The 25,088-nt window shown below is 70.6% G+C and carries 25 protein-coding genes and 2 pseudogenes; 21 read left to right on the plus strand and 6 right to left on the minus strand.

Annotated features, from left to right (window positions below):
• Positions 1–214: 214 nt before the first annotated feature.
• A pseudogene (gene argS / locus ACTMS0_RS03425) lies at positions 215–1,926 on the plus strand (arginine--tRNA ligase).
• 47 nt (positions 1,927–1,973) lie between these two features.
• Here the strand turns inward: argS and ACTMS0_RS03430 are convergent.
• Positions 1,974–3,044: a hypothetical protein gene (locus tag ACTMS0_RS03430; protein ID WP_441153590.1), complete on the minus strand. Its 1,071-nt coding sequence runs from the start codon at positions 3,042–3,044 to the stop codon at positions 1,974–1,976.
• Between the two features lie 77 nt (positions 3,045–3,121).
• Between ACTMS0_RS03430 and ACTMS0_RS03435 the strand changes: the two genes are divergently transcribed.
• Positions 3,122–3,379 carry a hypothetical protein gene (locus ACTMS0_RS03435; RefSeq protein ID WP_441153591.1) on the plus strand — a complete coding sequence of 86 codons (258 nt, stop codon included), beginning with the start codon at positions 3,122–3,124 and terminating at the stop codon, positions 3,377–3,379.
• 71 nt (positions 3,380–3,450) lie between these two features.
• On the opposite strand, the gene ACTMS0_RS03440 is transcribed toward ACTMS0_RS03435, so the two are convergent.
• The gene (locus tag ACTMS0_RS03440; RefSeq protein WP_441153592.1) at positions 3,451–4,590 is read right to left on the minus strand and encodes a M23 family metallopeptidase; all 1,140 of its coding nucleotides are present in this window, start codon (positions 4,588–4,590) and stop codon (positions 3,451–3,453) included.
• Positions 4,587–4,844: a hypothetical protein gene (locus ACTMS0_RS03445; protein ID WP_441153593.1), complete on the minus strand. Its 258-nt coding sequence runs from the start codon at positions 4,842–4,844 to the stop codon at positions 4,587–4,589. The genes ACTMS0_RS03440 and ACTMS0_RS03445 overlap by 4 nt, the downstream gene beginning before the upstream one ends.
• Before the next feature lie 537 nt (positions 4,845–5,381).
• Here ACTMS0_RS03445 and ACTMS0_RS03450 point away from each other — a divergent pair.
• From ACTMS0_RS03450 to ACTMS0_RS03520, 15 genes and pseudogenes are all read left to right on the plus strand, one after another.
• The gene (locus ACTMS0_RS03450; protein WP_441153594.1) at positions 5,382–5,861 is read left to right on the plus strand and encodes a hypothetical protein; all 480 of its coding nucleotides are present in this window, start codon (positions 5,382–5,384) and stop codon (positions 5,859–5,861) included.
• Positions 5,858–6,151 carry a hypothetical protein gene (locus tag ACTMS0_RS03455; protein WP_441153595.1) on the plus strand — a complete coding sequence of 98 codons (294 nt, stop codon included), beginning with the start codon at positions 5,858–5,860 and terminating at the stop codon, positions 6,149–6,151. The genes ACTMS0_RS03450 and ACTMS0_RS03455 overlap by 4 nt, the downstream gene beginning before the upstream one ends.
• A gap of 11 nt (positions 6,152–6,162) precedes the next feature.
• On the plus strand, positions 6,163–6,906 hold the full coding sequence (locus tag ACTMS0_RS03460; protein ID WP_441153596.1) for a hypothetical protein: 744 nt from the start codon (positions 6,163–6,165) through the stop codon (positions 6,904–6,906).
• A gap of 12 nt (positions 6,907–6,918) precedes the next feature.
• Positions 6,919–8,199, plus strand: a complete 1,281-nt coding sequence (locus ACTMS0_RS03465) for a hypothetical protein (protein WP_441153597.1) — start codon at positions 6,919–6,921, stop codon at positions 8,197–8,199.
• Positions 8,196–9,665: an SCO6880 family protein gene (locus ACTMS0_RS03470; protein WP_441153598.1), complete on the plus strand. Its 1,470-nt coding sequence runs from the start codon at positions 8,196–8,198 to the stop codon at positions 9,663–9,665. The genes ACTMS0_RS03465 and ACTMS0_RS03470 overlap by 4 nt, the downstream gene beginning before the upstream one ends.
• Before the next feature lie 9 nt (positions 9,666–9,674).
• Entirely contained in the window at positions 9,675–11,150 is a 1,476-nt protein-coding gene (locus ACTMS0_RS03475; protein WP_441153599.1) for an ATP/GTP-binding protein, read from the plus strand.
• Positions 11,147–12,925 (plus strand): TraM recognition domain-containing protein, encoded by a 1,779-nt coding sequence (locus ACTMS0_RS03480; protein WP_441153600.1) that lies wholly within the window; start codon positions 11,147–11,149, stop codon positions 12,923–12,925. Before ACTMS0_RS03475 ends, ACTMS0_RS03480 begins: the two co-directional genes overlap by 4 nt.
• Positions 12,922–13,395 carry a DUF4913 domain-containing protein gene (locus ACTMS0_RS03485; protein WP_441153601.1) on the plus strand — a complete coding sequence of 158 codons (474 nt, stop codon included), beginning with the start codon at positions 12,922–12,924 and terminating at the stop codon, positions 13,393–13,395. Before ACTMS0_RS03480 ends, ACTMS0_RS03485 begins: the two co-directional genes overlap by 4 nt.
• 29 nt (positions 13,396–13,424) lie before the next feature.
• Positions 13,425–14,186 (plus strand): hypothetical protein, encoded by a 762-nt coding sequence (locus tag ACTMS0_RS03490; protein WP_441153602.1) that lies wholly within the window; start codon positions 13,425–13,427, stop codon positions 14,184–14,186.
• A 70-nt stretch (positions 14,187–14,256) separates the two neighbouring features.
• A complete protein-coding gene (locus ACTMS0_RS03495) occupies positions 14,257–14,490 on the plus strand; it encodes a hypothetical protein (protein ID WP_441153603.1) in 234 nt (77 codons plus the stop codon).
• A gap of 116 nt (positions 14,491–14,606) precedes the next feature.
• Positions 14,607–15,236, plus strand: coding sequence for a hypothetical protein (locus ACTMS0_RS03500; protein WP_441153604.1), 630 nt, complete (start codon positions 14,607–14,609; stop codon positions 15,234–15,236).
• A 3-nt stretch (positions 15,237–15,239) separates the two neighbouring features.
• Positions 15,240–16,508 carry a nucleotidyl transferase AbiEii/AbiGii toxin family protein gene (locus tag ACTMS0_RS03505; RefSeq protein ID WP_441153605.1) on the plus strand — a complete coding sequence of 423 codons (1,269 nt, stop codon included), beginning with the start codon at positions 15,240–15,242 and terminating at the stop codon, positions 16,506–16,508.
• An 8-nt stretch (positions 16,509–16,516) separates the two neighbouring features.
• On the plus strand, positions 16,517–16,993 hold the full coding sequence (locus ACTMS0_RS03510; protein ID WP_441153606.1) for an HIT family protein: 477 nt from the start codon (positions 16,517–16,519) through the stop codon (positions 16,991–16,993).
• Between the two features lie 74 nt (positions 16,994–17,067).
• Entirely contained in the window at positions 17,068–17,448 is a 381-nt protein-coding gene (locus tag ACTMS0_RS03515; RefSeq protein ID WP_441153607.1) for a hypothetical protein, read from the plus strand.
• A gap of 196 nt (positions 17,449–17,644) precedes the next feature.
• Positions 17,645–18,289: pseudogene (locus tag ACTMS0_RS03520) on the plus strand (tyrosine-type recombinase/integrase); the annotation flags it as partial.
• Here the strand turns inward: ACTMS0_RS03520 and ACTMS0_RS03525 are convergent.
• Positions 18,246–18,605 (minus strand): hypothetical protein, encoded by a 360-nt coding sequence (locus ACTMS0_RS03525; protein ID WP_441153608.1) that lies wholly within the window; start codon positions 18,603–18,605, stop codon positions 18,246–18,248. The pseudogene ACTMS0_RS03520 and the gene ACTMS0_RS03525 overlap by 44 nt on opposite strands.
• A gap of 169 nt (positions 18,606–18,774) precedes the next feature.
• Between ACTMS0_RS03525 and ACTMS0_RS03530 the strand changes: the two genes are divergently transcribed.
• Both ACTMS0_RS03530 and ACTMS0_RS03535 read left to right on the plus strand, forming a co-directional pair.
• A complete protein-coding gene (locus ACTMS0_RS03530) occupies positions 18,775–19,533 on the plus strand; it encodes an XRE family transcriptional regulator (RefSeq protein WP_441153609.1) in 759 nt (252 codons plus the stop codon).
• 4 nt (positions 19,534–19,537) lie between these two features.
• Positions 19,538–20,008, plus strand: coding sequence for an NUDIX hydrolase (locus ACTMS0_RS03535; RefSeq protein WP_441153610.1), 471 nt, complete (start codon positions 19,538–19,540; stop codon positions 20,006–20,008).
• Here the strand turns inward: ACTMS0_RS03535 and ACTMS0_RS03540 are convergent.
• Complete coding sequence (locus tag ACTMS0_RS03540; RefSeq protein WP_441153611.1) at positions 19,996–20,562, minus strand: HD domain-containing protein; 567 nt, start codon at positions 20,560–20,562, stop codon at positions 19,996–19,998. The genes ACTMS0_RS03535 and ACTMS0_RS03540 overlap by 13 nt on opposite strands.
• 356 nt (positions 20,563–20,918) lie before the next feature.
• Between ACTMS0_RS03540 and ACTMS0_RS03545 the strand changes: the two genes are divergently transcribed.
• Positions 20,919–22,094, plus strand: a complete 1,176-nt coding sequence (locus ACTMS0_RS03545) for a low temperature requirement protein A (protein WP_441153612.1) — start codon at positions 20,919–20,921, stop codon at positions 22,092–22,094.
• Positions 22,095–23,062: 968 nt separating this feature from the next.
• On the opposite strand, the gene ACTMS0_RS03550 is transcribed toward ACTMS0_RS03545, so the two are convergent.
• Complete coding sequence (locus ACTMS0_RS03550; protein ID WP_441153613.1) at positions 23,063–23,803, minus strand: hypothetical protein; 741 nt, start codon at positions 23,801–23,803, stop codon at positions 23,063–23,065.
• A 212-nt stretch (positions 23,804–24,015) separates the two neighbouring features.
• Here ACTMS0_RS03550 and ACTMS0_RS03555 point away from each other — a divergent pair, with 212 nt between their 5' ends.
• Complete coding sequence (locus ACTMS0_RS03555; protein ID WP_441153614.1) at positions 24,016–25,080, plus strand: glycosyltransferase; 1,065 nt, start codon at positions 24,016–24,018, stop codon at positions 25,078–25,080.
• The last annotated feature ends 8 nt before the right edge of the window (positions 25,081–25,088 follow it).

The raw sequence follows: 25,088 nt of genomic DNA on the forward strand, positions 1-25,088 counted from the left end.
CTGCCATGACCATCTCGCACGCGTACCCGACGACGTCCCCCGACGTCCAGGTCGGCGCGCTGCGACGCCGGCGGTCCCGCGACCGCCTGCGCTGAGCATTCCTCACCTGCGACCGGCGGATCGAGCCGCCGGTCACCGCCGATCGTCCTCGGTCCGCCCGCATCCGAAGTCTGGTGATCCGCGTGTGGCGGATCCGAGCGAGATCGGCGTACCCATGGATCTGGAGAAACTGCTGACCGACCGGCTGGCGCCGGCGTTCGAGACGGTGGCCGGCGTACGGGTGGACCCGGTCGTGCGGCGCTCCCAGCGCGCGGACTTCCAGTCCGACGCGGCGCTGGCGCTGGCCCGGCGGCTCGGCCGGCCGCCGCGGGCGATCGCCGCCGAGGTGTTGGACCGCGCGGACATGGCCGACCTGTGCACCGTTGCGGAGGTGTCCGGGCCAGGCTTTCTGAATCTGACCGTCGCGGACGAGGCCTTGGCCGGGCTGGTTGCCGGGCTGGCGACCGACTCGCGGCTTGGGGTGCCGGTGGTGGCCGAGCCGGAGACGGTGGTGGTCGACTACTCGGCGCCGAACGTGGCGAAGGAGATGCACGTCGGGTACCCGCGGTCGACGGTGATCGGCGACGCGGCGGCCCGGCTGCTGGAGTGGCTGGGGCACCGGGTGGTCCGGGCCAACCACCTGGGCGACTGGGGCACGCCGTTCGGCATGCTGATCGAGCACCTGGTCGACCTGGGTGAGGCCGAGGCGGCGCAGGAGCTGTCCATGGGCGACCTGGACTCGTTCTACAAGGCGGCCCGGGCCAAGTTCGACGCCGACGAGGCGTTCCGCGAGCGGTCCCGGCTGCGGGTGGTGGCCTTGCAGGGCGGCGACGAGGCGACGCTGCGGCTGCGGCGGCTGCTGGTGGCGCAGTCCGAGCGTTACTTCCTGACCGTGTACGACCTGCTCGACGTGACCCTCACCGAGCGGGACTTCCACGGTGAGAGCAGCTACAACGACCTTCTCGGCCCGGTGGTCGAGGACCTGGACCGGCTCGGGCTGCTCCGGGAGAGCGAGGGCGCGGCCTGCGTGTTCCCGCCCGGCTCGGTGGGCCGCGACGGCCAGCCGCTGCCGCTGATCGTGCGCAAGTCCGACGGCGGGTACGGCTACCCGGCGACCGACCTGGCGGCGATCCGGCACCGGACCGGCACGCTGGGTGCGACCCGGCTGCTCTACGTGGTCGGGCTGCCGCAGCGGCGGCACTTCGACATGGTGTACGCCGCCGCCCGGCTGGCTGGCCCCGCCGGCCCGCGCCGAGCACGTCGGGTTCGGGTCGATCCTCGGGCCGGACGGGCGGATGCTGCGCAGCCGGGCCGGCGAGTCGGTGAAGCTAGTCGGGCTGCTGGAGGAGGCGGTGGCCCGGGCCACCGCGCTGGCCCAGGAGCGGAACCCCGAGCTGGGCGAGGCGGAGGCGGCCGAGGTGGGCCGGGCGGTCGGCATCGGCGCGGTCAAGTACGCCGACCTGTCCAGCGACCGGCACAAGGACTACGTGCTCGACTGGGAGCGGATGCTCTCGCTGGACGGCAACACCGCGCCCTACCTCCAGTACGCGTACTCCCGGATCCGGTCGATCTTCCGGCGACGCCGGGGTGACGGCTCAGCCGGACGCGGTGGTCTCGCTGGCTGAGCCGGCCGAGCGGGCGCTCGCCTTCGAGCTGATCGGCTTCGGCGGGGTGGTCACCGACGTGGCGGACAGCCTGGAGTTCCACCACCTGGCCGGGTACCTGTACCGGCTGGCCGCCGCCTTCAGCGCGTTCTACGAGCGCTGCCCGGTGCTGCGGGCCGAGGGGCTGGTGCGGGAGAGCCGGCTGGTGCTCTGCGACCTGACCGCACGAGTGCTCCGGCAGGGCCTCTACCTGCTCGGCATTCGGACCCCCGAACGGATGTAGTCGGAACCGGATCTGAATTGCTGTCGCCTGTGCCCCGCACGGTGAGGCTATCGGCCCGCAGTCTGGGTGGGCACTGTCGGCGCGGCTGACCGTGCCGGTCGCTGCTGCGCCCCGGTCACCGGTGGGGCCGCCGCCGTGGTGTCCGCGATGGCGGACTTGGTCGACGTCGGGAATGCGCGCGCGGCAAGCTGGGCGGCACGCACATCGTGCTCGGCGGCTCCGGCGGAGGCCCGGCCGGCGTCGGCTCGGGCATTCTGGGCGGGCGCGTCGGCGGCGCCCGAGGGGTTGCTTCGGGTTTCCCGCCACTCCCCGTCGAGGGTGACCGAGGCGCGTTCCTCGGCGCGCTGCGTGTCGGCGGTGGCGCGTTCCCCCGCGACGGCCTGGCCGACGTCTGCGGCGTAGTCGTCGACGACCCGGAACGCGTACGCGGCGGGGGTGTGTGCCCGGTCGACGAAGCCGGGCACCTGCCGCAGGAGGTCGCGGACGTCGTGGCCGGCGCGTTCCAACTGGTCGAGCTTGTACGCCAGCGCCGGCCACGCCGCCGATCCGATGACCCGCTCGGCTCGGTCGGCGGTCCAGACCTCCCGGACGTAGATCGCCATCTCCTCTTGGCGCTGCTGGGCGGTGCGGCGCCGCTCGCCGGCCTCCTCCGGATCCGGCCGGGGATCGGGCGTCCGGTCGCCGTCGTCGAGGGCGGCGCGATCGAGTTGGTCCGACAGCCACGTCGCGTCACCAGGCCGGCCCCCGGCCGCCGGCTCGACACGTACCCCGCGCTCGGCGAGCCGCTGGGCCATGACGCGCTGGGCCTCCCTCGCCCGGGGGTCGACGGCTGCCCACCCGGCGCTGGCTCGCCAGGCGCGGGCGATGTCGTCGGCCGACGCGTGGCGCCACCACGACGGGCGGATCGCCGGCCGCCAGATCGCCGCGTCGGCCTGCTGCGCCGCGCGGACCTGGGCGCGGATCTGGCGGGCCTGGTCCTCGCTGGTTCGGGCGCCCCGCTGCAGTTGGGCGATGCGGGCGTCGATGAGCACCTGCGCCAGTTGACCGGCGGCCTGGATCGCGGCGGTGACGGCTGCGGTGGCCCGCTGGTGGATCTCGGCCATCTCGTTGTCGGCCACTACCTCTCCCCGTTTCCTCACCGCTGCATCTCCCGGTCGACCATCGGGTCGACGCGAGGCCGAACCGGGCTCGGCGCGTGATCGGGCCGCCGGTCCGGCGGCCCGATCACGAACGTGACCAGCTCGCCGAGGCGCTGCGCGAGGCCAATGCCCGCTACACCGAGCGGTACAGGGCGGCCCTGCAGTGCGGCTGGACCGCAGACGACCTGGCCAAGCTCGGCCTGGACGCGCCGGAGTCCGGGCCGGCCCGGCGACGCCGCCCACCGCGGCCGACGCCGCCGTCGGCGCACCAGCCGGGTGAGCAGGCGACGCCGGCCAACGCCGCACACCCGTAGCCGCGGCGTCCTCGCTGGCACGCCGACGGCCTCCTCCGCTGCCGCAGGGGAGGCCGTCGTGCCCGGGGCGGTCACGTGCCCACTCCGAGCGGAGCGCCCTGGGCGCGCATAAACCGTTCCGGGTCAACGGCGTTGCTGCGGTCGGCGTTGTACGGCCCCGACGGGACGTTCAGGTGCACCTCGAAGTGCAGGTGCGGCCCGGAGCTACCGCCGCTGTTGCCCACGAACCCGATGACCGTCCCGGCCTTGAGCTGCTGGCCGATGGACACCTCGGGCCGCTGAATCATGTGGCAGTACCGGGTCACGATGTTGCCCGGGTGGCGGATGTCGACGTACCAGCCGCAGCCGCGCTCGCTGGTGTTCCCGTCACGGTCGCACGTGGTGTACCAGTCGCACTTGACCTGCTCCACCACACCGGACGACGCCGCCCGGATCGGGTCACCCCGCACGTCGGCCTTCGACATGTCGACACCGGCGTGGAAGTTCCGGCCGCGAGGACCGAAGCCACTACCAACGATGGCCTGGATCGGCTGCACCCAGCCGCCAGGCCCGACCGGCACCGGCCCCAGGTCGTTGACGCCGCACGGCGCCGTCGGCGCGCCACCGCCGATGTCGTCAATGCTCAGCAGACCGAGCACATGCGTGGCGAGCTGCTCGGCGTCGTCCTCCCACTTCTGGTACTCCTCCGGATAGCCCGAGCGCTGCACCGCCTGCGCCGCGTCGGTCAACCGCATCCGCTGCCAACCGTCGACCCGGACCAACGCCTCGTAGAACTTCCCCGCGGCGTAGGTGGGCGTCATCCGCTCGCGCACGCTGCCCCACCCGGGGCGCTGCTGAAAGAGCCCGACCGAGTCGTGGTCGCGGCCCACGCCCTCATGCGGCAGCGCCAGCGACTCGAGCACGTTGGCGTTGGCCAGGTTGCGCAGCGTGGACTCCTGCATCGCGGTCGCCAGCGCGATGACGTAGCCGCGCGGCGGCACCCGGCGCTGCCGGCCGACCGCGACGATCGTGGCGGCGTTCGTCGTCTGGACGCCGTCCCACGCGCCCGCTCCCGGTACCGGCGATGATCCCGGCAGTGACGGCACCTCGCACGCTGCCGCTTCCGCCTCCGACTGGCCGAACATCAGCAGCGGCAACCCGACCATGCCGCCGCACAGCAGCATGACGGCCGCCAGCACCGCCGCGGCCAGCGCGAGCGGCCGGCGGTTCATCGGGTCACCGACCGGGTGAAGTCGTTGCCGGTGACCACCCACCGGCCGTTGACACCGACGAGCGTGACGGTCAGCATCCCCGCGTCGGTGGGCACCTCGTACACCGCTACGCCGCCCTTCGGTGCCTGCTTGACCACGGGGCGGCCTGTCACCCGTGTCGCTGGCACCCGCGCCGGGTCGACGGTGCGCAGCGCCCAGGCGAAGCCCTCGTCGCAGCTCGACGCGACCCCCTGCCACCACGCCTGCGCGGGCAAGTCTGGACGCGCCCACGCCGCGGCGAACGCCGCGGCGACAGGCGCCGCCTGCGCCGCCGGCGGCGCAGGCGCCGGCGTGTCGTGGCCGTGGTCGTCACCGCCTGGCTGCTCCTCCGGCCGCGGTGATCCGTCACCCGCGCCGGCCGTCGGATAGACCGGCCCGCTGACCTCCGGCGCCGGTGCGCCCGACTGCGCGGCGGGCGCGCAGCCGGTCAGCATCACGGCGGCCACAACAACGCCGCCGGCTGCTCGCGTCAGCCGACCCACCTCATCGACTTGCGTGGATATTCGCGCACTGCGTGCCATGTCGACGCCTCCCCCGTGGTGCCTGTCGCGTCCTGTCGTGGCAGAGCAAACACCATAGGTCCATTTGGAAACGCAGTGCTACTGTCGGGTACTCGTCGGTGACCTTGGAACACGGGGGAGGCATCGGATGACGGGAATGTCCGGCGTGCGCTCGCGGGACCGTCGGTGAAGCCAGCTGCTGTCGCGGCCTCCCGTACGCGCCCTGGTCCCGCCCCGGAGCTGCCCGTCGCGATGATTCCGCAGAATCTCGACGCTTGGCCTCCGGTGTGGTGGGTCGGATGCCACGGCGGCGCCGGGACGAGCACACTGGCCCGGCTCGTCGGCTTCGGCCTGGACTTCGGCAAAGCCTGGCCACTGGTGACACCCGCGATGCCAGCCGCGAACGTGGTCCTGGTCTGCCGTGCGTCAGCCCAGGGCGCCTGGGCGGCGACCGGTGCGATCGAGCAGTGGCGTCGCCGTGCCGGCATGACCGGCGTGACCAAAGTGGTGGGAGTGGTCGCGGTCGCGGCATCGCCGCGGCGGCCCCCGCGCATCGCCACCGAACGGCTGCAATTGCTGCGCGGGTGGGCGCCGCAGATCTGGCGCGTCGGCTGGGTCGACGCGCTCCTCGCCGCCGACGACCCCCGCGATGTCGGCGCTCCCCCAGAGGTCGAGGCGCTGCGCAACGCGATCTGGCAGACGGTGCAAACATCCTGGGAAGGGAAACGATGACCCTGCTCGACCATCTGGATCAGCTTCAACTCGCCTGGACAACGGTTGCCGTCCCGGACCCGGGTAGCGGCGAGGCGCCGCCCAAGGTGGGCGAGAAGGTCCTCACGATCCTGCGGTGGGTCGCCTACCTGGCCAGCGCCGCCTGCGTCGGCGGGCTGCTCTACACCGCGGGAAAGATGGCCCTGGCGCACCGCCGCGGCGACGACACCAACCTCTCCCAGCTCGGCTGGGTGTTCGCCGCCTGCATCCTCATCGGAAGCGCGTTCTCCATTGTCTCCGCGCTGATCTAGGAGGAACGCCGATGCCGCGCTCGTCTGCCCCCCAGGACTTCGCCGATCGTCCGCCGTGGACGCGGCCCGGCTTCATCGCCTCCGCGATACTGGTGCTGATCGTCATCGTCGCCGGGCTGCTGGTCGCCGTGCTCGCCCCCGGAGGTGATGGCAACGACATCGCTGACGGCACCCCGCCGGTGAACCCGGCGCCGGCTGAGAGCGGTCCGCAGCAGGCGTTGCCCACCGCCGTGCCGACCACCGCGCCAGCGGGGGTGCGGTGGGAACTAGTCGGTTCGCTCGCCGTACCGGTCAGTGCCACCGCCGGCCCGAGGCAGGTCACCGGGACCACCGCGTCCGGGTTTGCGCACACCCCTGAGGGCGCCCTGATCGCCGCAGCGCAGATCGGCATGCGGTCCAGCTACTCGCTGGGCCGGGACTACTGGGAGCCCACCATCGAGCGGCAGTTCGTGCCCAGCGCCGACCGTGACCGGATGTTGGCCACCCTGCGCGCCACTGACACCAGCCCGTCAGACCCGGGCACATTGAGCCAGATCGCCGGCTTCAGCTACCAGTCCTACACCCCCGACACCGCCGTGATCGGAATCGTGCTCCGCGCACCGTCGGCCGGAACCCCGCGCTACCACGTGCTCTCCACGACTCTCCTCTGGCGCGACGGCGACTGGCGGATGCAGGCACCCCCCGGCGGGGCATGGACCTCCGTCAACCGCGTCACCAACGATCTCACCGGAGTCGTCGAGTGGGGGGCACGATAGATGCCCGAGTGCTTGCCGGTCGACTTCGCCTGCATAGGCGGCCAGCTCGCGGAAAACACGGCCAGCCGGTTCCTCGACGAGCTGGCCGAGCAGGCGTCCAAGGCCGCTGCGGAGATGCTCGAGACGCTGGTCGCCGGTTGGCTGGCCATCCCTACACCCAAGACGTCTGATGCCTGCCGGCTCGACGAGGCCGGGAAGCTCGCCTGCGAGGGGGCCGTTGGTTACCTACGCGAATACACGAACTGGGCGGTCGCGGCGATCGCGGTCGGCGCGGTGCTGGTCGCGGCCATCAAGATGGCTTTGGAACGCAACGGCCGGGAAGCCGGCACGTTCGCCAAGAACCTCGTGTTGCTGGTCGTGATCGCCGGCGCCGGCGTGCCGGCCGTGCAACTACTCGTCGCCATCGGCGACGAGTACTCGAACTGGATCCTCGACGCCTCCGCCAACAAGAACCTCGGTAAACGGCTGCTGCTGCTCGCCCCAGCCGGCCGCGCCACTGGTCAGTTGTCGCCCTTGATGGTGATCGGCATCTCGATCGTGATGTTCCTGTCGACGATGGTGCAGCTACTGATGCTGCTGGCCCGCAACGCCGGCCTGGTGCTACTGGCCGGGCTGCTGCCGGCAGCCGCCGCGGTCGGAGGCTCCGTGCGCAGCCGGTACCTGACATGGCTGCTCGCCCTGGTGCTCTACAAACCGGCCGCGGCCACGATCTACGCCGCGGTGTTCTGGCTCATCGGTGAGGGACAGACACTCACCGACCTGCTGACCGGCATGGTGATGTTCGGCATGGCCATCGTGGCGCTTCCGGCCCTGATGCGGCTGATCGCGCCGCCCGTAGCCGTACTGTCCGCTGGCGGGTCCGGCGGCGTGGCGATCGCCGCCGTGACCGGGGCGGGGCAGCTCGCCTCCGGCGCGGTGCGCCTGGCCCAAAACGGCGGCGGCCGATCCGGCAGCGGGGGCGGCAGCGACCCGGGCCGCCCAGGTGGAGCGACTCCGTCCACGCCCGTGCCGGCGCCCCGCCCTTCCGGTGGAGGCACCGGGCTTGGCGCGGCCGGTCCGGGTGGCCCGGCGGGTCCCGCAGCGGCAGGAGCCGGTACCGCCGGGACGCAGGCGGGCGCCTCCGGCGGCACGACCGCCGCTGCCGGCGGCACGGCGGCAGGAGCAGGATCCGCCGCCGCCGGCCCAGTCGGTCTCGCTGCGGGTGCTGGCGTGGCGGCGGCTCAGGCTGGTCCCGCGGCCGTGCGCAAGGTCGGCGGGACGGCGGCCGGCGCGGTGGACGGTGAGGGCGGATGAGCACCGGGGTTCGGGAGCGCACCGGCGAGCAGCAGCGCACCTACGGCAACTGGCGGCTCGGCCGCGGCGCCGGCCTGTTCGGACTCGGTCCGGCCGGCACCATCGCCGCGTTCCTGGTCATGGTGCTCGCCGCCGCGTTGCTGACGGTGTCCACCCTCGCCGCGTTGATCACCGCGATCATCGGTCTGCTGGTCCTCGCCCCGCTGGCGGTCCGGGTCAACGGGCGCACCGGATTCCAGGTCATCACCGCCCGGGTGGCGTGGTGGCTGGCCCGGTCCCGCCGCCACCACGTCTACGTCTCCGGCGTGGCATCGAAGGTCACCGCCGCCCACCAACTGCCCGGAGTGCTGGCCCGCTCCGAGGTGTACGAGGTGGAGACCGGCCGCTCCGGGGTCGTGGCCGTGGTCGTGGTGCCGCAGAGCCGGCACTACACCGTCACCCTGCGCTGCGCCCCGGAGGGGATGGACCTGGTCGACCAGGCGGTCATCGACGCCCGCGTCGGGCACCTGGCGTCCTGGCTGGCGGCGCTGTCCCGCGAGCCGCAGCTGGTGCAGGCGCAGGTCACCGTCGAAACCACGCCGGATCCCGGCACCCGGCTGGCCGCCGAGGTGGCCGCCGCCTCCCGGCCGGACGCGCCGGCTCTGGCCCTGCAGGTCCTCAACGACGTCGTGCAGTCCTACCCGGCCGGCTCGGCGACCGTCGACACCCGCGTGTCGCTGACCTACACCGCCCCGCCCGGCCGGTCGATGTCGCACGAGGACGTCTGCCGGGAGGTCGCCGCCCGGCTGCCGAACCTGCACGCCGGGCTGACCGGCGCGACCGGCTCGGGCATCGTGCCGATGTCCGCGCGCAGCCTCGTCGCGGTGGTGCGCGCCGCGTACGACCCGGCCGCCGCCCTGGACCTCGCCCGGGACCCGCAGCTCACCCCCGACTGGACGCAGGCCGGGCCGGTGGCCACCCGGGAGAGCTGGGACTCCTACCGGCATGACTCCGGGGTCTCGCGCACCTGGTGCATGGTCGAGGCCCCGCGTGGGGTGGTGTACTCGCGGCTGTTCGCCCGGCTGACCGACCCGGACCCGCAGTTGCTGCGCAAGCGAGTCACCATGATCTACCGGCCGTACTCCCCGGGCGAGGCGGCCCGGCTGGTCGAGGCCGACAAGCGTGACGCCCGGTTCCTGGCCGGCAAGAAGCACCGGCCCAGCGCCCGGGACCTGACCGACCTGGCCGCCGCCGAGCAGGCCGCCGAGGAGGAGGCCGCCGGTGCCGGCGTCACCCGGTTCACGGTGCTGGTCACCGCGACCGTCGCCGACGAGAAGCAGCTCGACGGGGCCACCGGCGTCATCCGGGCCCGCGCCGGCGAGGCCCGCCTGGTGCTGCGGCCGATGTACGGCTGCCAGGCCGCCGGGTTCGCCGCCGGCCTGCCCGCCGGCGTGGTCCTGCCCACCCACGCGACCATTCCCTTCTAGGACGCCGGCATGAGCACCCGGGCCACTCCTCCCTCGCCGCGTCGACCAGCCGGCCGCCGGCCCGGCCGCCTCGGCTACCCCGGCCCGGGCGGCGGACAGTGGTCGTGGATCGAGCCGCCCACCGAGTACCGCGGTACGACGGTGCAGGTGTGCGGCCTGTTCCCGTTCGGCACCGGCGCCTCCACGCCGATGATCGGCGTGCCGGTCGGCCGGCACCTCTACACCGGCAGCGCGGTGTGCTTCGACCCGATCTCCTGGTACACCCGCGCCCGGCTGATCAACAACCCGTCGGTGTGGATCGAGGGCGAGCCCGGCATGGGCAAGTCCACCGCCGTGCGCCGGATGGTCCTCGGCCTCACCGCCCAAGGCGTGACCCCGCTGATCCTCGGCGACCTCAAGCCCGACTACGCGCAGCTGGTGCGCGCCCTCGGCGGGCAGGTGCTGCGGGTCGGACCGGGCCTGGACCGGATCAACCCCCTCGACGCCGGCCCGTGGCGGCAGGTCCTCGACCGGGTCGACGAACGCACCGGCGCCGTCGTACGGGCTGCGGTCACCGACCGGCGGCTGAACATGCTCGTCGCCCTGGCCACCCTGATCCGCCGCGGGCCCGTCACCTCCGATGAGACCACCGTCCTGGCGGCCGCGCTGCGCTACCTCGCCGAACGGGAGACCGACACCCCGCCGGTGCTCTCCGACGTCCTGACCGTCATCCGCGACGCCCCGCCGCAGGTCCGCGCCGTCACCCTCTGGCAGGCCGACCAGGACATCCCCCGGTTCCGCGAGGACACCGCCGCCTTGCACCGCACCCTGCTGGCGCTGCTGCACGGCCCGCTCGGCGACACCTTCGAGGGCCAGACCACCACCGCGATCCGGCTCGACACCCCCGCGGTGTGCGTGGACATCTCCGGCATCGACGACACCGACGAGCTGCGCACCGCCGCCACCCTGCTGTCGACCTGGTCCTACGGCTTCGCCCAGGTGGAGGCCGCGCACCTGATGGCCGACCTCGGCCTGGCCCCGGCCCGCACCTTCTTCACCGTCCTGGATGAGCTGTGGCGGGCGCTGCGCGTCGGGCACGGCCTGGTCGACCGCGCCGACGGCCTGACCCGGCTCAACCGGCAGAAGGGCACCGGCACCGCCTTCATCACCCACTCCCTGGCCGACCTGGAAGCGCTGCCCACGGCCCACGACCGGGCCAAGGCCCGCGGCTTCGCCGAACGCTCCGCCGTGCTGATGATCGGCCCCTGCTCCGAGCAGGAACTCGACGCCGTCGCCCGGGTGCGACCGCTGTCGCACGCCGAGCGGCGCGAGGTGCTGTCCTGGTCGGCGCCGCCATCCTGGACGGCCGCCGAGGGCAGCGAGACCGTCGGCCGCGGGAACTTCCTGATCAAGGTCGGCTCCCGGCCGGGCATCCCGGTACACCTGGAGCCCACCGAGGTGGAGAAGCAGCTCGGCAACACCGACTTCCGCTGGACGATGACATGAGCCGCCCCGCCGGGCCGCGCGGCGGCCACGACGACGCCGGCCTCATCGTCGGCGGCATCGCCGCCGTCGCCCTGGTCGCCGCCAGCGCGGTATGGCTGCCCGTCGTGCTCACCCGGCCACCCGGATACACCGGCGGCGGGCCGATCCGGGTAGCCACCTCGGTGCTGCGCGGCCAGATCACCTGGACCACCGCGTGCACCGTCGTGGCGGTCATCGAGGTCACCGTACTGGCGCTGCTGGCCGCCGCGGGGGTGACGGCCTGGCGGTGGGCCCGCCGACGGCGCACCCGGGTCGACGGCGCCGCCCGGAAGATGGCCAACCGCACAGACCTCGCCCACCTCGGGCCCAAGGGCGTCGCCGACAGCGGCCTCCGGCTGCGGCCCAGCCTCGCCAGCCTCGACCGGCCCGACCCCGACCAGCTCGGCGTGCTGATCGGCCACACCGTCGCCGGCGGGATGCCACTGCGCCAGTCCTGGGAGGACATGGCCGTCGACATCTGGGGCCCCCGCACCGGCAAAACCACCAGCCGGGCCATCCCCGCCGTCGTCGCCGCCCCCGGCCCGACCCTGGTCACCAGCGTCAAGGGCGACATCGTCGACGCCACCCGCGAAGTCCGTGCCGCCCGCGGCACCGTCTGGGCGTTCGACCCGCAGCACATCCTCGGTGCCGAGCAGAGCATGTGGTGGAACCCGCTGCGCGCCGTGGCCACCATCACCGACGCCCGACGCCTCGCCGAGCACTTCGCCGCCGCCGAACGCGAGCCAGGCGTCCAGCGCGACGCCTTCTTCGACCCCAGCTCCGAAGAGCTGGTGGCAAACCTGCTGCTGGCGGCCGCCTGCTCCGGCCGGGACATCCTCGCCGCCTACCGATGGGCCGTCAGCCCCCGCGACGACGAGCCCGCGATGCTGCTGCGCGAACGCGGCTTCAACCTGCCCGCCGACGCGGTCTCCGGCGTGGTCAACATGCCCGACAAGACCCGCGGCGGCATCTACGCCGGCGCCCAGAAGATGCTCATGTGCCTCACCGAACCCGCCGTCACCGCCTGGGTCACCCCACCGGCCCGCGGCGGGATCAGCGAGTTCGACCCGGCCGCGTTCGTGGCCTCCACCGACGTGCTGTATTTGCTGTCCCAGGGCGGCCCCGGCTCCCCCGCCCCGCTGGTCGCCGCGCTCACCGACGCCGTCCTGCGCGCCGGCGAACTACGCGCCCGCGCCTCCGCCGGCCGCCGCCTCGATCCGCCGCTGCTGAGCATCCTCGACGAGGCCGCCAACATCTGCCGGCTACGCCAGCTGCCCAACCTGTACTCCTACTACGGCTCCCACGGCCTGCCGATCATCACCATCCTGCAGTCCTACCCACAAGGCGTCGACGTCTGGGGCCGCGAAGGAATGCGCAAGCTGTGGTCCGCGGCCAACGTCCGCACCTACGGCGGCGGCGTCGCCGACCCCGACTGGCTGGAAGAACTCTCCAAGCTCATCGGCGAGCACGACGTCACCACCCGCTCGACCAGCAGCAGCGGATCCGGATGGGGCCAGCGGTCGGTCTCCCACGCCACCCGCCGGCAGCGCATCCTCGACGTGTCCGACCTGCACGCCCTGCCCCGCGGCCGCATGGTCGTCTACGCCTCCGGCGCCCCGCCCGCGCTCGCCCGCACCGCCCCCTGGCAGGACGGCCCCTACGCCGAGGCGATCCACGCATCGATCGCCCGCTGGGACCCCGATAGCCGCACCGACTGGCCCCTATCCCCCGACGCGCCGCCGGAGCCGATCACATGACCAGCCCGACGTCCGAACCGGCCACCGACCCGGTCGTCGACCTGACCAATCTGCTCGACCGGCTCGCTGGTACGTCTGAGGAACCGGCACCGGCCCAGAACGCGGAGGCACCGGAGCCCGTCTTCCGCGACGTCGACCACTTCGTCTCCGGCTACCTCGCGCTCGTCCTGGAGCGACGGGTCGCCTCCGGGCCCACGCCCGGCATCAACTGGTGTCCCCGCTGGTGGGCACACCCCGAAGCGCTCTCCCGCCTCTACGCCCTGTGGCGAGCCTGGGAAGCTCTACGCGTCAACGACCCCCAAACCGGCATGAGCATCTGGTGGCGTGACCACCTCGACCCGCACCTGGCGGTCCTGACCGGCGATGCCGGACCGTTCGCCCGTTGTGGGTCGGACCGGCACCGCGACCCCGAGCCTCTGCATGTAGAGCCCGCTCCCCCCGAAGTGCTTGCGCAGTTGCCCGACGCCTGACTCTCGGGCAGCCGACGAGAGGAACGAGGATGACCGAGACCGAGACCGACGTCGAGACCGAGATCGTCTCGGGGGTGCCGGTGCACTACCGCGACGAGCACGTGCTCAGCCCGGAGAAGGACCACGAGCAGATCTACGACGAAGACCGCCACGACAACGAGCACCTGGAAGGGCTGGGTCGCACGCCGGGCGCCACCACCGCGCTCTACGCGGTGGCCAGCGCCCGCTACCTGGCCGAGAAGACCGGGATGTTGGGCGACGTGCTGCGCGAGCCGTACACGCTGCGGACCACCCGCGACGTCGAGGCGACGGTGGCAGCGCTGGGCCAGCACATCGAGGCCCTGGCCGGGGTCGCGGAAGGGCTGGGTGTGTGGCTGGACGGCGCACATCAGCGTGGCGAACTCGAGGAGGAACCGGCTGCGGCTCGGGCGGAACTGGGCAAGACCGCCGACCTGCTGCGAAGGGCTGGCATGCCGCTGCGCGAGGTGACCCTGCCGGCGGACCGTAGCCCGGCGCTCGACATGGAGACGCTGATCGCCGGGGTGATCGAGCAGCTGCGAGCCCGCGGCATCGAGGTCACCGAGGTGAACGTATTCGACTCGCAGACGGTGTGGGAGCTGGGCGAGGGCCGACACCTGATGTTGAGCAGCGAGGAGAGCTGGGATCTGGGCTTTCCGCGCGGGAACGGGGAGAGCTGGGAACCGGTTAGGTTCGGCCTGAGCTGCTGGTACGCGCACCCGGCACAGGTCGCTGACCTGGTGGCCAAAAAGCTGGCCGAACGGCAGGCGTGACGCGAGGAGCGTCACCGGAAGCCATCGATTCCTCGGAATCAGCACCTCCGGCCTCCCGTACGCTCGCCGCGTGGTGTCGGGGCGATGGGTACGCAAGCGCGGCGGCGAGCGGGTCTGGCAGGAGTGGGCACCAGCCGCCTGTCCGGCCGGTCACCCCCATCCGCTGCCGGCGCACGGCGAATGCCCGACCGGTTGCCGGTGGATGGGGCGCGTGTGGAAGTGCCGGGAGGAGAACTGCCCGCAGGTGATGGTCGACCCGGACCACATGCCGCGCTGCCCGAGGACCGGGCCCGAGGGCACCTGAACCGCCGGACGGATCTACGGCTGAATCGAGCCCATGCCCGTCCCGCTCCCAGGTCGGCCACCTCGCCGCCGCTTCATAGGGCCACTGGGGGCGATCGGCGCGTATATGATCAACTCGTGGATCTCGATGTACTGGTTCGTTTGGCCGACGTGGCGGATGGCCAGTTCGGCTACCTCACCCACGCGCAATCGGCCACCGTCATACCGCCCAGCGATCTGCGGCAACTATCGGCGGCAGGTCTGGTGGAGGATGTGTCGGCCACGGTCGTGCGGTTTCGCGCCGGCGGCCGGCACCCGGTGCCCCGCCTGTACGCGGCCTGGCTGGATCTGGACCCGGCGACGCCGGGGTGGGAACGGGTCGCCCCGGAGTGCGGTGTCGTTTCGCACGCCGCAGCGGCGAGGCTCTGGGGAGTCGGCGCGGGACCGGGCCCCGAGGTTGAATTCACCGTGCCGCACCGCCCGGCCGGGCCCGTGCCGCCCGGTGTGCTGTTTCACGTGGGCGCGCTCGCCGAGCATCAGCGGGCGGAACGCCATGGCATGCCGGTCACCACACCGGCACAGACTCTTCGTGACCTGGCGGCGACGGGCCGTCTCGACGCCTCGGAGCTCGGCCGTGTTGCCTGGGCGCTGATGTCGGCGGGACATGTGTCCGAGGAAGCGCTGGCCGCCGGGCTCGCACCGGATCACCCCGACCCGTCGGCGACTCTGCGGCAATGGCTCGACGCGGCCGACCACCTCGACGGGTGACCGATGACCGAACCTCTCTCGGGGCACATCGACGCGGATTTCCGCGCGGCGTTCCCGACCTGGGCGGACCTGCGCCATCACGTCGCCGCACATGCCGACATCCCAGAGTTCGACACGGCCCGCGGACTGCAGCACCTGCTGAAGGCGGACGTGGCAAGCCGGTTCCACGAGGTGCCCGGGGTCGACTGGATGCTGTACGGATCCACCGGCCTGCCAGCCCGGGTACCGCCCGGCACCATGACCGGCCTCGGCCCATCCGCCCGCGGTGTCGACGCGGCGTACGTGATGACCCGCTCGGCTTTTGACGTCGACCTGGCCCTGGTCGGTGACGAGGGCCGGGACGGTGATCGCCGCCATCTGACCGAGCGCCTCGCCGCCGCCCTGCAGACGGTCGCCGCCCCGGAGGCCGAGCCCGGAACCGCCGCGGGTATCGGGTTGGGCGGGCTCGTGCGGTACAGCATCTCCGCCATGCGGATAGTGCCGGAGAATGGCAAGGTCTACGGACAGATCACGGCTCAGCCGATCAACCCCCGGTACGGTGTACTGCGCGCGCCCGCAGTGGACAATCCGCTAACGATCGAAGTTGACCTGAGCCCGTACAAGGCGGTCACCCAGCCACCGGAGGTGGCGCAGCGCCCGGTGCTGGGACTCCAGATCCCCGGGTTCCAGCCCTTGACGCCGTTGCTGACACCGAATGCGGACGCGATGGCCGACAAGATGTGCAACCTGGCCGGTGTGCCCCGCAGCTCGCGCAACGCCGACCGCCCGCCGGACTTCCATCGGTACAAGGACCTTTTCGACATCTACTACATGATCGAGACCTGTCCTTTCAACGCCGGTCAGCTCCGGCAGGCCACAGAGCAGAACCACAACATGCCCCGCATCGGCCTGCAGCGGCTACCGGTGCCGTACCAGCTCTTTCGCGAGCAGGGTGCCGGCGGGCTGACGCCGCTGCCGTGGGCCAGGGAGTACGAAGCACTACGCCAAGGATCTCTCCAACTTCGGCACTACCCGCCCTTCGCGCAGATGCGCGCACGGGTCGGGTCCTTCGCCGATGCGCTCGCCGCGGCACCCGACGACGCCGTCTGGAATCCGAGCCGCGGCTGGCAGACGCTACCGCAGCAGCGGCGCTCGGCGGCTCTGCTGGCCTTCCAACCGTTGACGGAGCGACCGGGTGAACGGGCCGCCGAACCCGGCACGGGTAACCCGCCACCGCCGGCCCAGCGGTTCCGGCCCGAACAGCGCCGTGACCAATCCCCACCGCAACGATGAGGAGCGTCATGTCAGCGCCGTCATCCTGCCTGTCGTGTGCCCAGAACGCCGAGGAGCCCCCCCGCCGCCCAGAGCACTGGATCGCCTCCGACGACCACTGGCGGGTCAGTCACGCGATCGGTGCCGCAGTCGCCGGCTGGCTCGTCCTCGTGCCACGCCGGCACGTCGTCACCATCGCGGACCTCACCGACGAGGAGGCCGCCTCGCTGGGGACGTGGCAGATCCGGTTGTCCCGCGCACTGCACACGGTGACCGGATGCGCGAAGACCTACGTCGCGCAGTTCGCCGAGCTGGCAGGGTTCGAACACGTCCACTTCCACGTTGTGCCCCGCGCTGCTGGTCTGCCACACCATTTCCAGGGGCCCCGGGTCTTCCGTCTCCTCGGCAAGCCTGACCAGCCCTCCGTCACACCCGCCGAGGTGACTCGGATTTCGGCTGCCCTGCATTCCTACCTCCACAGTCCGCTCCCACCCGCAACGTCGTAGCGTGCCGATACGGTGACCCTCGGTCAGCACGACTGGGGAGGTCATGGAACGTGGGTAGGAAGCGTAGCTCCAGGATGCGTCGGCGAGAGCCGATCCGGCACCCGATTCCGCACGCCCGTCTACATGCGGCAGCGCCACCGCGGCCCGAGGTCGAGCACCTGACGGAGAGGGACCTGGTCGATGGTTGGTCACCGCTTCCGCAGGTGCGGATCCGCCAAGCCCGCGCCGAGGACTCCGACGCGGTGACCGCGCTGTCACGGCTGGCGGGAGTCGACATCGAGGTCGAGGTGATGGACGCCGTCCGGATCGGCACGGCCGGCACGGTGGCGCCGACGATGGCGGCGGTCAGGGTGGCGATCGCGAGCCAGAGGCCGCGGATGGTGGCGTTCGTCAACGGGGGCAGCCCTTCCGTGGTCACACCTCTCCATTCGAGAGGTGGATGGATGGATGGCTGACTCCGCCCTGCTCCGCAGGATCCCGGCGACTCCCGACACGTTCAAGGTGACACATGATAATCGCGGTTATCACTAGCGCCCGGGCTCTACTCTCGACGCCGTGACCACCCCCAACGACGCCGTCGCCCCGCGCCCCCGAGGCGGACTCGGTCGCGGCCTCGGACGGCTGATCCCGGCCGGGTCGGTCCCGCAGGTGATGCCGCCGGCATCACCCCCGGTGCCGACCACCGGCCCGGAGCCGTCGCTGATCGAGGAGATCGCCGCCTCCGTCGCCGCCCTCGCGTTGCCCGCCGGCAACCCGGACGCCCGGTGGGATCCGGCCCCGGTCACCGCCGCCTGGCTGCGAAGCCGCCGCTCCCCGCACACCCGCCGCGCCTACTTCCGCGACCTCGCGGACTACCTCGCCTGGCTCGAAGGCGCCGGCCTCGACCCCCTGCAGGCCACCCGCCCCGACGTCGACCTGTATCTCGCGGAGCTGCGCGACGAGCAACTCCCGCTCAGCGCCGCCACCCTCAACCGGAAGCTGGCCAGCATCTCCAGCTGGTACCGGTACCTCGTCGACGCCGACATCGCCACCCGCAACCCCGCGGCCACCATCGACCGCGCCCCGGTCAACCGCGACCACTCGACGACGGTCGGCCTCACCGTCGCCGAGGTCCGTGCCCTGCTTCGCGCCGCCGGTGCCGACGTCGACCGCTGGGGATGGCAGTCCCCCCGCCGATGGCCCGCCGAGCGCAACCGGATCGTCATCCACATGCTCGCCGGCCTCGGCCTGCGCGTCTCTGAGGTCACCGGCCTCAGGCTGGCCGACCTGCGGCACAACGCCGGGCACCGCACCGTCCTGATCCGCGGCAAAGGCGGCAGACACCGGGAACTCCCTCTGCCCGCCGCGCTGGTGCGCGCCCGTTGGTCGCCCACGGAATGGCCTCCAACTGCTCGACAGCGAGGAAGTCACCCACCTTCACGCTCGGCTTCTCACCCGCCGTGGTGATGGTGATGACCTCGCCGCCGTTCTCGTCGAGGACGAAGACCTGGGTGGACCACATGAGCCGGCCCGTGTTCTTCTCGGACTTCTGGTTGCCGTTCTGGTCGTTCTTCGGCTCCGGGTCCTTCGACGCCGTCACCTGCTTGCTCGTGGTGTCCACGTACAGCTTCACAACAGACCTCCTGTGTCTGGCCGGTGGTTGAGCCTGTCCCCGGTGGACATTTGCTCTTGGCCTCTGTCCATATAGTTCTCGGATGGCAGTGACGACCTCACCAACCTCCTGTACATCTAGGGACGTCTCCGTTACATTGGAGTCGTCCCAGACGTCCCTAGGGGTTCCGATGTCGAATCACCGCCTACGCGATGCGATCCTGCGAAACGGTCTGACGCCAGCGAGCGTGGCGGAAAGGCTCGACGTCGACCCGAAGACGGTCGAGCGGTGGATCACGCAGGACCGGATACCGTACCCGCGTCACCGGCATGCCATCGCCGCTATGGTTCGTGAAGGAGAGGAATACCTCTGGCCGGACGCAGTCTCGCCCGAGAAAGCCGCCCGGATCGGTCAGTCGGAGCTCATCCAGCTCTACTCCCGTCGTATCGCAGTGCCTCATGATCTCTGGCACCGGCTAATCAACAGGGCTGAGCGCAACATCGACGTCTTGGCCTATGCCGGACTGTTCCTGGTCGAGCAAGAGCCCAAACTGATCGACACGCTCAAGGAAAAGGCCGCAGCCGGCGTGAAGATTCGCATACTGCTGGGCGATCCCGACTCCGACGTAGTCAAGCGAAGGAGCATCGAAGAAGGCGCGCCCGACGTCATGGCGGCGAAGATCCGCAACGTGATGCAGTACTACGACCGCTTGCAGGGTGTGAAGGGGGTCGAAGTGCGTCACCACGAGACGACTCTGTACAACTCGGTCTACCGCTTCGACGATGAGATGTTGGTCAACGCGCACATACTCGGGTTCCCCGCACCGCACGCACCGGTCATGCATCTTCGAAAGCTGGCCGGCGGCGATCTCTTCGGCACCTACGCCGACAGCTTCGACCGCGTCATGTCCGCCTCAAACCCAGCTTGGGTTAAGGAGGTGGCAGCCTAGAGCTATGGCGAGGACTGAGCACTACCACGACCCGGACGCCCCAGCGGCCAACAGCATCGTTGTTGCAGTCTCCGTCTTCGTCACCGACAAACAGGGCCGGCTGCTACTCATCAAGCGCAGCGACAACGGCCTGTGGTCCCTGCCCAGCGGGGGGCAGGAGGTCGGCGAGTACGTCGCCGAGACGGCCGTACGTGAAACCCGTGAGGAAACCGGCGTGATCGTCGAGGTCACAAATTTGGTTGGCGTCTACTCCGACCCGGCGCACGTCATCGAGTACACCGACGGCGAGGTAAGGCAGCAGTTCTCACTCTGCTTCCGAGCGCGGCCACTCTCTGGCGAACCGACGCCGAGCGAGGAGTCAACCGAGGTGCGATGGGTGACGCGTGAGGACCTGGGACGACTCTCGGTCCACCCGTCGACGATGCTCCGAATCAAGCATGGCTACGAGGAACGCAGCGAGCCCTACATCGGCTGAGAGGCGAAGCCGGCGAGCCTGCCCTGAGTCCGCCTTACCGCAGCAACGATTTCCGGCTCGGCGCGTGTGATGAATCGGGTGACCAGGTGATCGGGTCCGTAGCGTGACCGGATCTCGGCGAGCCTGTCGAGTACTTCGAAGTCTTGGCCGTCCGGTCCGGTTGTCATGTCCGAGAAGCAGAGCGCATCGGTCACGGGCGACTCCTCGCGTGGGAACTCGTCGGCCAGGACGTGACCCAGTCCGCGTTCCTCCGCCTCCAACCAGGCGCAGGAGTGGTGCGCCACGAACGCCGCGATGCGCTCGTCAAGGTGCTCCCGCCTGAGCCATCGGGCACCGTCCAGCGAGTGAAAGCCGGTGTCCACTAGGTCAGGGCTGTAGCCCACGTCATGTAGCCAGGCCGATGCGACAAGCACGTCGCGGTCCTCACGGGGCACGGAATCGGCCACCTGTTGAGCCTTGGCGGCTACGGCCTGGACGTGACTCCAACGGCGAGGTAACGCGGCCTCAAGCTTGAGTCGAGCAATCTCCCGAGCAGCATCGACGAGGGCGACCATAGCGACAGCCTACGGAGCGCCTCGGCACCACACCATCCTCCCGCGGTTGGACGACCCGGCGACGGTGCGGCCGGGGCCGCCGGCGATGTCCGGTCTCAGGACCTGCGTGACAGATCGGTATCAGGACCTGGTTAACTCTCCGCCACCTGTGGCACTGGCCCGACGCCTGGCCAAGGTCGACGAGCTGATCAGAACCGGCGGCGACGGCTGGAAGGAACTGATCGGCCTCTACCGTCGCCCGCCACGGGCGAGGCCGTTCGACCCCAGGCCGCAGCAGCACATCCACCTCCACCAGCGCTGCCGGGTGGTACGACTGTTTCAGAGGCTGACAGAAGCGGCAGAAACGGGGCGAACCGATGACGGATGGTGCAGCCCAGCTGGTGCGGGGAATGGAGGAGGAGCGGGCGACGTTCCTGGACCTGTTCCTCGACCTGGTGTTTGTCTTCGCGCTCTTCCGGCTCTCGCAAGGGCTGCTGGGCCATCTGAGCTGGAGCGACGCCTTCCAGACGCTGGTGCTGCTGCTCGCCGTGTGGTGGGTGTGGACCCAGACGGCGGGGGTAAGCGACAGGTTCGACCCGCGACGGCCGGCGATACAGCTGCTGGTCATCGGGTCCATGTTCGGCAGCTTGGTGCTGGCGGCCGCGGTGCCTGAGGCGTTCGGCGAACATGGCCTGGTCTTCGCAGGCGCCTACGTGGCCGTCCAGGTCGGCCGCAGCCTCTTCCTCGTGATCGTTACGCGTGGCGACGAGCGGCAGCGTCCCGAGGTGCGGGTGCTGTTCTGGTACGGCGTGTCGGCGGTGCCGTGGATCGCGGGCGCTGTCGTGCAGGGTTGGCCGCGTGGGGTGCTGTGGGCGCTAGCGGTGGCCGTGGACTATATGGCGCCCAGACTCGGCTGGCCCACGCCAGGGCTGGGCCGCGCGAGTGCGGCGGAGTTTGCGATCTCGGGCGAGTTCCTGGCCGAGCGGCATCGGCAGTACTTCATCATCGCGCTCGGCGAGCTGATCCTGGTGACGGGGCTGGCGTTCACCAGCGACGGCTTCGAGGCGGACCGCAGCGCGGCGGCCGTGGTGGCGTTCGCGACCACGGTGCTGCTGTGGCGGATCTACATCCACCGTGCCGGGGAGGCGTTGGGCGGGGCCGTCGCCGCCGCCCCTGATCCGCTCCGCATTGCCGTCCTCGCGATATACGCCCACCTGGTCATGGTCGCCGGCATCGTCGCGATCTCCGTCGGCGACGAGCTCGTCATCGAGGACCCGTTCGGGCACACACAACCGGCGTGGGTCGCCGTCATCCTCGGCGGACCCGCACTGTTCCTCGCCGGACGGGCCACCTTCGAGTACGTGGTGTTCGGCCGGGTGTCCCGAGACCGCGTGGCCGGGGTCCTCGTGCTCGCCGCCATCTCGCCGGCAACGATCTTCCTGCCGCCGGTGCTGGTCGCCGCCGCCGCTGCTCTCGTCCTGGCCGGGATCGCCGTATCCGACGCAGCCCGTGCCCGAGGACGCCCACCCGAGCCGCCCTCACCACCTGGCTAGCCAGAAAGTGTCACCACGTCCCGAGACAGATCTGTCACCCAGGTCCCGAGACCGGACACGGGACTGCCGGCGGACTGCCGGCGATGTTGTGCAAAGTTTCTGTACGTCTTCAAGGCGGCCCGCGTCGCGGGCCGCTCGCGCCGCCGAACCTGGGCCGGGCCGATGGCCCGCCGCCGCGCCTCTGGCCTTCGGCCGCCAGCGCGTCGGTGATAGCCCGCCGGCGGCGCGACATACGACGAAGCCCCGGGCCGCCATAGTTGTTGGCAGATCCGGGGCTTGGATGCTGGTTGGCACAAGGTCAGTGCCTCCGGCGGGGTCCTCGGGCACTCCGGGATGGTGCGGCCATCCCGACAGCCTTCGTCCGGGCGGAGCCGAGTGGGTAGGGCCTGCCTGGTCAAGGTCGTTCAGCCGCTGGGTGCTCCACCTTGACCAGGCAGGCCCTACCCACTCCACGGTGTGCGGACGAAGGCCGACGGGATGGCTAGGAGGCCGGGCGCATTAGCGTGACGACCTGGCCGTTGTCGTGGGAACGATCACCGGTCCCCCTGACCAATTGGACCGCCTTTGGCGGGGCTACTTCCGAAGTCGATTGATGATGTTCGTTCGCTACCGTGGGTCTATGGGGTTCAAGTCCACTCAGCTCCACCAGTAACACCGTTAGAGCAGCGGAAACGCTGCCAGCAAGATCACCGGGTGCAGATCCGGTACAAATCAGCTCGGTTCTTGGGTCTTCGGACCCTGCTGGCGCTTCCGCTCGCGTCACGGAGTGCGCTGCTGATGATGTTGCGGCGGTCTCAAGCGTGATTCGCAGGCTGGAGTGCCGTAGCGCGTTCTTACGCCGGTCGGATCGGCATCCGAGCTGTAACAGGTTCGCGAGCCTTGGGCACCACCGCACCTCGGGGGCCTGATCTGAGAGAGGGCTGAGGGGCCCGGGTGACACACCCGGGCCCCCACCACAACCGGACCACTTAGGGCGTCGGTGTCGGAGTCGTCTGCTGGACCCAGTCTTCGTTGCAGACGAAGGTCGTTCCTGTTACGTCGCAGTGGGTCTGCCACACCTGGCCACTGGTGGTCAGCACCTTGACCCAAGCGTCATTGCCTTGGGAGGAGATGGCGGCGCCACAGGCCGAGGTCCCCGGATAGCCATCATTGTTGCTCAGGTCGATCCAGGTGTAAGGGCCCTCGGTGGGCTGAAGATCGCGCCGCCCCGCATACGTCACTCCATTCGAGACCACCGCGCTGAACTCTTCGGCATTCGACGGAGCGTAACTGTCAATGTCGGCGCACGGCCCAGCCGGCCCAGCCGGCCCAGTCGGCCCAGTCGGACCGGTCGGTCCGGCGGGCCCGGTGGCCCCGGCAGGTCCCGCAGGACCCGTCGCTCCCGTCGGACCAGCAGGGCCGGTCGGACCCGTAGGGCCAGTGGGGCCGCGTTTGTGTAGCCACCACCGCTTGTGGTGCTTCTGATCCTCGTAGTTCCCGCCCCTGTCCTCGTAGTTCCCGCCCCAGTCGTCGTAGTTCCCGACCCAGCCGTCATTTCCATCAGCGCTCCTGTCGTCGGCCCGAGCGCTGGCCGCTGCGGCGTCGGCAGTGGCGGCCACGCCGGCGAGTGCGAACGCAAGTGACGCCAGGGCACCACCGGTAACCCACCGACCGCGCCCGCGCCCCGTGAAGGGACCCAACCTCGACCTCGTCCAACGGTTCGGGTTCATTCGATGCTCCTCTCCCTGCATCAGGCAGCCCGGAAGGGATTCCCGGAGTTCCACACCTCTGCCGCCTCAGGTTATTGTGCGGAAAGTGAGCATCACACACGTTCCTATCCCTTCATACTGGTTCGGGTGACCTGCCCCGATGTGCCGCGGCCGAACCGCAAGGTCGGTCCTACAGTGAGCGGACAACCCGCAGCCGCCGAGGAGGTGATGGCATGAAGCCGTCCATCTGCCTGTGCATGATCGTGAAGAACGAGGCGAGGGTGATTGAACGCTGCCTCAAATCCGTACGTGGCTTGGTGGACACCTGGGTCATCTCCGACACCGGCTCGACCGACGGGACGCAGCGACTCATTCGATCCACACTGGACTATATTCCTGGCGAGCTATACGAGGAGCCGTGGGTGAACTTCGGCTACAACCGGAGCCTGAACATTGCACACGCTCGCGGTCGTGCCGAGTACCTGCTCCTCCTCGACGCCGACCTCGTCGTCCGTCAGGATGGACTCCTGCCACCGCTGACCGCCGATGCCTACATGCTGCGTCACGAGGGGACTACCGAGTACCGCGTCAAGCGCCTCGTCCGTGGTGATCTTCCTTGGCAATATGAAGGAGTTACCCATGAGTATCTGACCTGTGACGGGCCGGACCGCCAGGAGAACATTGACGCGCTCGTGATCGAGGACCATGCCGACGGCGGGTCTCGCCATGACAAGTTCGAACGTGACGCGAAACTGCTCAGCGCCGAACTGGAACGCGACCCTGACAACCCCAGGAATGTCTTCTACCTCGCCCAGACAATGCGCGACATGGGCCGAATCAGCGAGGCGATCACGCTTTACGAGCGTCGAGCGCAGATGGGCGGCTGGGCCGAAGAGGTTTACTATGCACTGCTTCAGTCTGGAGTTCTCAGGGCAGAAAGTAACGACTGGCCGGGCGCGATGGACACTCTCACTCGCGCTTGGGAAGCACGTCCACAGCGCCTCGAAGCGTGCTATGAACTGTGCTCGCGGTTGCGACAAAGGGGGCACCACCACGCCGCGTACGCGATGACACGTGCCGGCCTAGACCGACCGGCGCCAAACGACCTGTTGTTCGTCAGCCCTTGGGTGTATCGCTGGGGCATCCTGTTTGAGTATTCGATCGCGGCCTATTGGGTCGGTGAGACGGGCGAATCCCTCCGGGCGTGTGATCGTCTCCTCGCTCTGCCGGATCTTCCCGTCCCTTATCGCACACAGACCCTTGCCAATCGCGCATACGCCGTCCCCTCACTCTCATAGTGTCGGTC

The organism is Micromonospora sp. H33 (assembly GCF_052068455.1).
Taxonomy (GTDB): Bacteria; Actinomycetota; Actinomycetes; order Mycobacteriales; family Micromonosporaceae; genus Micromonospora.

Coding starts and splice junctions, on each gene's coding strand:
- ACTMS0_RS03440 (WP_441153592.1), bottom strand. CDS start 4,590: ATGAACCGCCGGCCGCTCGCGCTGGCCGCGGCGGTGCTGGCGGCCGTC.
- ACTMS0_RS03450 (WP_441153594.1), top strand. CDS start 5,382: ATGATTCCGCAGAATCTCGACGCTTGGCCTCCGGTGTGGTGGGTCGGA.
- ACTMS0_RS03455 (WP_441153595.1), top strand. CDS start 5,858: ATGACCCTGCTCGACCATCTGGATCAGCTTCAACTCGCCTGGACAACG.
- ACTMS0_RS03460 (WP_441153596.1), top strand. CDS start 6,163: ATGCCGCGCTCGTCTGCCCCCCAGGACTTCGCCGATCGTCCGCCGTGG.
- ACTMS0_RS03470 (WP_441153598.1), top strand. CDS start 8,196: ATGAGCACCGGGGTTCGGGAGCGCACCGGCGAGCAGCAGCGCACCTAC.
- ACTMS0_RS03475 (WP_441153599.1), top strand. CDS start 9,675: ATGAGCACCCGGGCCACTCCTCCCTCGCCGCGTCGACCAGCCGGCCGC.
- ACTMS0_RS03480 (WP_441153600.1), top strand. CDS start 11,147: ATGAGCCGCCCCGCCGGGCCGCGCGGCGGCCACGACGACGCCGGCCTC.
- ACTMS0_RS03485 (WP_441153601.1), top strand. CDS start 12,922: ATGACCAGCCCGACGTCCGAACCGGCCACCGACCCGGTCGTCGACCTG.
- ACTMS0_RS03490 (WP_441153602.1), top strand. CDS start 13,425: ATGACCGAGACCGAGACCGACGTCGAGACCGAGATCGTCTCGGGGGTG.
- ACTMS0_RS03505 (WP_441153605.1), top strand. CDS start 15,240: ATGACCGAACCTCTCTCGGGGCACATCGACGCGGATTTCCGCGCGGCG.
- ACTMS0_RS03510 (WP_441153606.1), top strand. CDS start 16,517: ATGTCAGCGCCGTCATCCTGCCTGTCGTGTGCCCAGAACGCCGAGGAG.
- ACTMS0_RS03515 (WP_441153607.1), top strand. CDS start 17,068: ATGCGTCGGCGAGAGCCGATCCGGCACCCGATTCCGCACGCCCGTCTA.
- ACTMS0_RS03530 (WP_441153609.1), top strand. CDS start 18,775: ATGTCGAATCACCGCCTACGCGATGCGATCCTGCGAAACGGTCTGACG.
- ACTMS0_RS03535 (WP_441153610.1), top strand. CDS start 19,538: ATGGCGAGGACTGAGCACTACCACGACCCGGACGCCCCAGCGGCCAAC.
- ACTMS0_RS03540 (WP_441153611.1), bottom strand. CDS start 20,562: ATGGTCGCCCTCGTCGATGCTGCTCGGGAGATTGCTCGACTCAAGCTT.
- ACTMS0_RS03545 (WP_441153612.1), top strand. CDS start 20,919: ATGACGGATGGTGCAGCCCAGCTGGTGCGGGGAATGGAGGAGGAGCGG.
- ACTMS0_RS03550 (WP_441153613.1), bottom strand. CDS start 23,803: ATGAACCCGAACCGTTGGACGAGGTCGAGGTTGGGTCCCTTCACGGGG.
- ACTMS0_RS03555 (WP_441153614.1), top strand. CDS start 24,016: ATGAAGCCGTCCATCTGCCTGTGCATGATCGTGAAGAACGAGGCGAGG.